We start from the raw sequence: 7,521 nt of genomic DNA on the forward strand, positions 1-7,521 counted from the left end.
GCCGTTCTGTAATCGCCATGTCGCAATTCGCATTGATAAGGTCGGCCCATGTGCCCTGCCAGTTTTCATGATCGGGCACTTCTGTCTCGCATGGCGGTTCCAGCCCTTCGGCAGCGGACCCGCACCGGCGAGGGCCGCCTGATGGGCTCGTGCGGCTGGGGGAGGACGTAGTGCTGCGTGCGAGGCTGACCGTCACCAGCGAACAGGGGCACGGCCTAGGGTCCAGCGCCACGCACGACTTCGACGCTGCGGGCGGGATCATCGGGCGGTCCGGCTCCTGTGACTGGTGCCTGCCGGACCCCAGCCACACGCTATCCGCGCGCCACGCCGAAATTCGCTTCAACGGCCACGGCTTCACCCTCGTGGACCTGTCCACCAACGGGGTCTACGTCAACACCACCGATGCCCCCCTGGGGCGGGGCAACTCTGCCGTTCTGGTGAATGGCGACCTGCTCTATCTCGGCACCTACGTCATGAGCGTGGAGATGGTGCGTGCAGAGCCGGTGGCGCCATCCCCCACCCTGCCGCCAGCGCGCGAGCAGCCGATGGCGCCGGCGCCTGTGCGGCGCGCACCCGGCCTTCCGGGTGCCACCGCGGCCCACCCCGTCGCCGCGCCTCCCGCTTATGCCGGCGCCCTGCCGGTGAGCCGCGACCCGCTGGCCGCCCTGGATGGCCAGAGCGTGCTACAGGAAGCGGACAACCCCTTCAGCGATCTCGGCATCGGCCATCGCAACGGCGAGGGAACAGATGCCGGTCTTCGCGCATTGATCGGCCAGCGCCCCGGCGGCGACCTGCTGGGCCCGCGCGGCACCCATCCCGCCTTCGCCCCGCCGCCGCCCGCGACGCCCGTGCGCGAAGCAAGCCGCCCCTTCATCCCGGCCACCGCCTTTCCCCCGGCAACTGCCGCGGAATTCGAGGCACCAGCGTCGCTCCACGCCACGCAGGCCTTCCAAGAGTCGCAGCCAATTCAAGCGCCGCCCGACTTCCCGGCGCCACAGGCATTCCCGGCACCGCATGACACCCGTGCGGCGCAGGACTTCCAAGCGCCGCAGGCATTCCAAGCGCCGCAGGCCTTTGCGGTGCCGCAGGCCTTTGAGGTGCCGCGAGCGCTGCAGGCGCGTTCGGATGTCCCAGCGCCGGCAGATGGCCGGGCGCCGGCAGCCCTGTGGGAGCCTGCGCCACAGCCGCCGCTCCACGCCCCGGCCCCTGCCCCCTTCCCGCCCCGAGAGCCGGCCGAGCGGCCACGGGCCGCCGCGCCGCCGGTTCCGTCCGCTGCGCCCACGCCCCCGGCGCCACAGATCCTTGCCGTCGCCCCACCGGCGACGATTGCGCAGCCCGCCATACCTGATGTCGGCGCGGCCGCTGCGGTCATTCCCCCGAATTTCCTGGATGAGCTGTCCATCCTCATCCCCCGGCTGGTCAACGGCGCGCCCCCGGCTCCGGTGGCCTCCGCACCTGACGCGGCGATGCCTGCGCCCCCCGTCCTCGACGATCCCGAGGACATGGTGACGCTGCTGCGCATGCGCGGCAAGGGCAGGTCTGCGCCCGCCCGGCCGCTGCCGCCGCCGGCCGATACGGCCCGCCCGATGCCCGTGGAGCGCGCCCCCGCGTCGCTTCCGCCCGCGCCCCCACGGGACGAGCCAGCGCCATCGGAAGCGGCGTTCTGGGCCCTCATCGGCCAGGATGGCACCCATCTCTCGGAAGCGGAGCGCGGGCGCCTTCTGGGCGAAACGGGCGCGCTGCTGCGCACCCTGGTTCAGGGCCTGCTCGCCCTCCGCGACGCGCAGCGCCAACAGCGGGCCGAACTGCGGCTGGGCGTGCAAGGCGGTCGGGCGAAGGCGACCGACAACCCCTTCCGCACCGCGGCCACGGCCGAGGAAGCCCTGGCCCGCGCCATGGGCGAGCGGGCGGGGGCGCGCGGCGCCGCCCAGGCTGTGCTTGCCGACATGGAGCGCCATGAAATCGCCGCCCCGGCAGCCCTGCAGGCCACCATCGCCCATGTGCTGGAACGCGTGAGCCCGGCCGCCATCTCCTTCGACATGGAGGAGGAGGGCCCGAGCAACGGCATCTTCGCGCGCAAGGTCGACAAGGCGAAGCTTTGGGACCGCTACCTGATGATGCACGAACGGCTCGTCGATGCCCTCGACGTGGTCGCCAGCGAGCAGATGGCGCGCGAATTCGCCCGCGCTGAAAACGAACGAAACCCGAAGGGGGAGGAATCCTGATGGCCCCGCAGCTCACCCGCCGCGAGGCCCTGCGGGGGGTCCTCGCCACCTCGGTCGCGTTTTCAGCCAGTGCCTGCGCGACGCCCGGGCCGCCGCCGGTGGTCGTCACCCCGACCAAGATCACCGTCCGCGCCGATGAGAACATCAATCCCAACCAGTCGGGCGTTCCCTCCCCGGTGGTCATCAAGATCTACGACCTGAAGGCGACCACCAACTTCATGGCCGCGAGCTTCTTCGAGCTTCTGGACAATGACGTGCAGCGGCTCGGCCCTGAAATGCTCTCCAAGCAGGAAGTGGAGATCGTGCCCGGCGCCACGCGCGAGGTGGAGCACGACATCACCGGCGATGTGAAATATCTCGGCGTCATCGCCGGATTCCGCGACATTTCCGCCGCCCAGTGGCGCGCCCTCGCCGAAATCACGCCCGGAAAGACCAATTACCTGCTCGTCACCGTGACGAGCCTTGCCGTGAATATTGAGCTCAACGCCACCCGCGACAAGGGCTGGTTCGGCCTGTGAGCCGGCGCCCCCACCCATTCCTCGCATCGGAGTCCATGGCCGCATGTCTGTGACGAGCAAACCCCTTTGGACCGAAGGCATGTTCGTCAAGCCCCAGCATTTCCAACAACACGACCGGTGGTTGGAACATTTCGTGGAAGCACGCGTGGGCGGCCTTTCGCCCTATGGGTGGGGCCTGCGGGCGGTGGCGTTCGATGAGCAGCTTCTCAAGCTCGGCCAGTTTGCCCTCACACGCTGCCAAGCGGTGCTGCCCGACGGCTCGGTGATCGACATTCCCGGCCAGATGCCGCCGCCTGTGCCGCGCCGCGTGCCGCAGGACCTTGCGCAAACCCGCATTTTCCTCGCTTTGCCCGCTCGCGCCGGCGACGCGCCCGCCATCGTGGAGCCGGGCGCCGCCATCCGTCGCTTCCGCGATCTCCACCAGGCCCTGCGCGACACCAGCGCGCCGGACCGCGAGCCGGCGGAAATCCGGCTCGGCCAGCTCAATGTGGGCCTGCTGTTCGAGGGGGAGCCGGCCGATGGCCTCATCCTGCTGCCGCTGGCGCGCATCAGCGAGGTGACCGCCGCCGGGGAGGTGAAGCTCTCGCCCACCTACATTCCGCCGTGCCTTGACTATGAGGCGGCCGCCCGCCTCATCGAGGTGCTGGGCGAGGTGCGTGGGCTGGTGCATGCGCGCGCCGAGGCGTTGGCGGAGCGCACCGACCCCAGCCGCATGGCCGCCGACAGCGCCGGCCTGCTGGACCTGCTGCTGCTGCGGGTGATGAATTCAGCCGAAGCCGTGCTCCAGCATTTCGCGCGCCTGCCGGGCACCCATCCGGAGGTGCTGTTCCGCGAGTTCGTGCGGCTGACGGGCGACCTTGCCACCTTCGACAGCCAGCACCGCCGCACCCCGCCCCTGCCCGCTTATGTCCACGACGACCTGGAAGCAAGCCTGGAGCCGGTGCTCAGGGTGCTGCGCCAGGCGCTCAACCTCGTCATCGAGCGCAATGTGGTGCCGCTGCCGCTGCAGGATCGCGGCTACGGTATCAGCACCGCCACCATCAGCGACCGCACCCTGTTCGCGGGCGGGCGGTTCGTTCTGGTGGCGAGCGCAGGCATCCCCCACGAGGTACTGCGCACCCAGTTCCCGGCCACCACCAAGGTGGGGTCCGTGGAGCAGATCCGCGATCTGGTCAACCTGCAGCTGCCGGGCATTCCGCTGCGCTCTCTGCCGGTGGCCCCGCGTGAGCTGCCCTATCTTCAGGGCGCTGTCTATTTCGAGCTCGATCAGAGCCACGAATTGTGGCGCACTCTCACCCGGTCGGCCGCCTTCGCGTTCCATGTGAGCGGCGGATATCCCGATCTGCACCTTGAATTCTGGGCGATACGGGCGGGCCAGTCGTGAGCTACGAACCCAATATGGGAGACGACGAGCCCACCGTGATCGGCCACCGGCCGGTGCCGGTGTCCCGCCCCTCCGGCACCCGCGAGGGTGGCTCATCCGCGCGCCCGGGCCGGCCAGCGGACGCCGCGCAGCCGCGGGCGGGCGCGGAGCCGGCGACAGAAGCAAGCCTGCCCGACCTCTCCGCCCTGCCCGATCCGGACCGGCCGGAAGAGGCCATCGCCGCCGCGGCGACACCCCTTCTCGCTCTGGTGGCGCAGCTCCGCCAGGCGGTGGAGCATGCGGACGTCGCCGCCCTGCGGGCCGAGACGGTGGCCCAGATCAAGCGTTTCGACGAGCGCGCCATCAAGCTCGGCGCCCGCATGGCCGATGTGGGCGCGGCCCGCTACGTGCTGTGCTCGGTGATCGACGAGGCGGTAATGACCACCGCCTGGGGCGCCGCCAGCAACTGGAGCGCCCACAGCCTGCTCAACCAGTTCCACTGCGAGACCTGGGGCGGCGAGAAGGTGTTCGCCATCGTCGACCGGGTGCGCGCCAATCCGGCCCAGCATTTGGCGCTGCTGAAGCTGATCGACCTGTGCCTCGCCTTCGGCTTCGAGGGCAAGTACCGGGTGATGGAGGGCGGCCAGTATCAGCTCGACGAGCTGCGCGAGGAACTCGGCCGCATCTGGCAGGCCCATGTAAAGGCCGCGCCGGACGAGCTTTCGCCCCATTGGCACGGGGTCTCCGCGCGCCGCAAGCTCGCCAGCGCGGTGCCGCTCTGGGTGGTGTTCGCCGTCACCGGCGTGCTGCTGCTCGCGGTCTATTCCATGTTCGCCTACCACCTTCAGCAGAACGTCGAGCCGGTGGTGCAGCGCCTCAACCGCCTTGTCGCTCCGCAATCCTGAGGCCGCCCGATGTTCCAGGCCCTCGTCGCCAATCTCCTCAGGGTGCGCACGCTGCTGATGCTGGTGGGCTTGTGCTGCCTCGCCATCCTCGTGTGGTTCGTGGGGCCGCATGTCAGCATCGCCGGCGTGGCGCCGCTGCGTGGGGCGGGAACCCGCGTCTCGGTCATTGCCGGCCTGTTCGTGTTCGCCATCGCGGCGCTGGCGGTGCGCATCTATGTGTCGCGCCGGGCCAATGCCCGCGCTATCCGGACGCTGCTGGATTCCGACGGCCTCGCCCTGCTGGCGAGCGAGCAGTCGTCCGACGAGGTGGAGATCATCCGCGAGCGGTTCGAGAGCGCCATGCGCACGCTCAAGGAGCATGCCATCGGCAACCAGGCCGGCCGCAATTACATGATCCAGCTGCCCTGGTATGTGATTTTGGGCCCGCCCGGCGCCGGCAAGACCACCATTCTCAAGAATTCCGGCCTCAACTTCCCGCTGGCGGAGCGGGTGGGCGACGACCCGGTGTCCGGCATCGGCGGCACGCGCTATTGCGACTGGTGGTTCACCGACGAGGCGGTGCTGATCGACACCGCCGGCCGCTACACTACCCAGGACGTGAACAGCGAGGTGGACAAGGCCGCCTGGCGCGGCTTCCTGGAGCTGCTGCGCACCCACCGGCCGCGCCGGCCCATCAATGGCGTCATCATCGCCATCAGCCTCGCCGACATCATCTCCACCAGCGAGGCCCAGCGGAAGGTTCACGCCGACCACGTCAAGAAACGCCTGCAGGAGCTGATGCGCTATTTCGGCATGACCATGCCGGTTTATGTGCTCATCACCAAATGCGACCTGTTGAGCGGGTTCGGGGAATATTTCGGCGAGCTGGATGATGTCAGCCGCGCCCAGGTGTGGGGCACCACCTTCCCTTTGGACATGCCCGCCGGCCAGCTTGAAGGGGAGCTGCATCGCAATTTCTTCCAGCTCGTGGAGCGGCTGGAAGGCCGGCTGATGCGCCTGCTGCACCAGGAGCGCACGCTGGCGCGGCGCTGCCGTATGTTCAACTTTCCCAAGGAGTTCGCCAGCATCGCCGGGCCGCTCGAACATTTCGCGGCGGAAGTGTTCAAGACCTCCCGGTTCGAGATGCGGCCGCTGCTGCGCGGCATCTATTTCACCAGCGGCACCCAGGCCGGCGCGCCGGTGGAGCGCCTGCTGGGCGCCATGAGCCGCAATTTCGGCCTCTCCGGCAGCTCCCGTCGCAGCCAGAGCGGCGTGGGAAAAGCCTTCTTCATCAAGCGCCTGCTCAGTGATGTGGTGTTCGACGAGCAGGGGCTGGTGGGCGTCAACCGCAAGCTGGAACGCAGCCTTTCCACCGTGCGGGCGGCCGCCTATGTGGGCGCGGCGGCGCTCACCCTCGCGCTCAGCTCCATCTGGATCTCGGCCACCTCCCAGGCCGACCTGCGCATCGGCGAGACCCGCGAGACGCTCGAAGACCTCGACGGCATGCTGAAGCGCCTGCCGTCGCGACCTAGCTATGTGGAGCTGCTCCCGGTGCTCGATGCCGGCTCGGAGCTGACGGCGACCGCCGGCATCGACCGGTCATGGCTCCGGGCCGACCTGCTCGGCCTTTCCGCCACACCCCAGCTGGGCGCGGCGGCGCGCAATGTCTACGATCAGCTGCTCATCGGCCGCCTGCTGCCGACCTTTGCCGGTCGCCTCGAAAACCGCATCGCCCACGATATCCAGACCGGAACGCCGGCCGCCCTGGACGACATGCGCACGGCCCTCACCAGCTATCTGATGCTGGGCGAGCCCTCCCGGTTCGACCGCTCCACCATGCTGCAGACGGTGAAGACCGAGGCCACCCTCACCTTCCCCCTGGAGCCGGAACGGCAGATGGCCCTCACCGGCCACCTCGACGCCCTGGTGGCGCTGCTGCCCCACCGCTACCCGCTCAACAGCCGGCTGGTGGACGAGGCGCGCGCGCGGCTGTCGAAGGTGCCGCAGGTGGATCAGGTCTATGCGCGCCTGCTGCGGGAGGGTTACCAGAACCCACAGCTGGTGGGCGTCGATCTTGCCCAGGTGATGGGCACGCGCAGCCTCGCCGGCGGCGCCCAGGCGCAGGCCTCCGGCGCGCTGGCCATTCCCGGCGTGTTCACGCGCGCCGGCTTCTACAACTACTTTTTGCCGCGCCTGCCGGTACTGGTGGCGGACGCGCTCGGCGGCGACTGGGTGACCGGCACGGGCGACCAGCCCCAGTCCCAGGCACTGGCCCGGCAGATCGCGGACCTCTATGTGCGCGACTACGTCGCCGCATGGCAGGCGGCCCTCTCCCGCATCACCGCCATCCGCTTCGACACCATGCCCCAGGCTCTGGGCGTGCTGCAGAACCTCGCCGGCCCGCAATCGCCGCTGGACGCGCTGGTGGCAGCGGTGAAGGAGAATACCGACCTGCCCGCCCCGGGCCAGCAGAGCAACGTGCCCGTGCCCACCGGGCCGGGGCTGCCCGCCGCCCCGGCGCCGGCGGCCTC

General features: G+C 69.7%; 5 protein-coding genes. All 5 read left to right on the plus strand.

The features are described from left to right. Window positions 1-170: 170 nt before the first annotated feature. Entirely contained in the window at window positions 171-2,225 is a 2,055-nt protein-coding gene (locus L0966_RS16615) for a type VI secretion system-associated FHA domain protein (RefSeq protein WP_234053073.1), read from the plus strand. Then, complete coding sequence (gene tssJ / locus L0966_RS16620; protein ID WP_234053074.1) at window positions 2,225-2,743, plus strand: type VI secretion system lipoprotein TssJ; 519 nt, start codon at window positions 2,225-2,227, stop codon at window positions 2,741-2,743. The genes L0966_RS16615 and tssJ overlap by 1 nt, the downstream gene beginning before the upstream one ends. A gap of 43 nt (window positions 2,744-2,786) precedes the next feature. Beyond that, window positions 2,787-4,127, plus strand: a complete 1,341-nt coding sequence (gene tssK / locus L0966_RS16625; RefSeq protein WP_234055353.1) for a type VI secretion system baseplate subunit TssK — start codon at window positions 2,787-2,789, stop codon at window positions 4,125-4,127. Continuing rightward, entirely contained in the window at window positions 4,124-5,011 is an 888-nt protein-coding gene (icmH, locus tag L0966_RS16630; RefSeq protein ID WP_234053076.1) for a type IVB secretion system protein IcmH/DotU, read from the plus strand. Before tssK ends, icmH begins: the two co-directional genes overlap by 4 nt. Window positions 5,012-5,020: 9 nt before the next feature. Continuing rightward, on the plus strand, window positions 5,021-7,521 hold a 2,501-nt coding region (gene tssM / locus L0966_RS16635; RefSeq protein WP_234053077.1), incomplete at its 3' end, for a type VI secretion system membrane subunit TssM.

This window comes from Xanthobacter sp. NM-59 (assembly GCF_021401125.1).
In the GTDB taxonomy this organism is placed as follows: Bacteria; Pseudomonadota; Alphaproteobacteria; order Rhizobiales; family Xanthobacteraceae; genus Xanthobacter.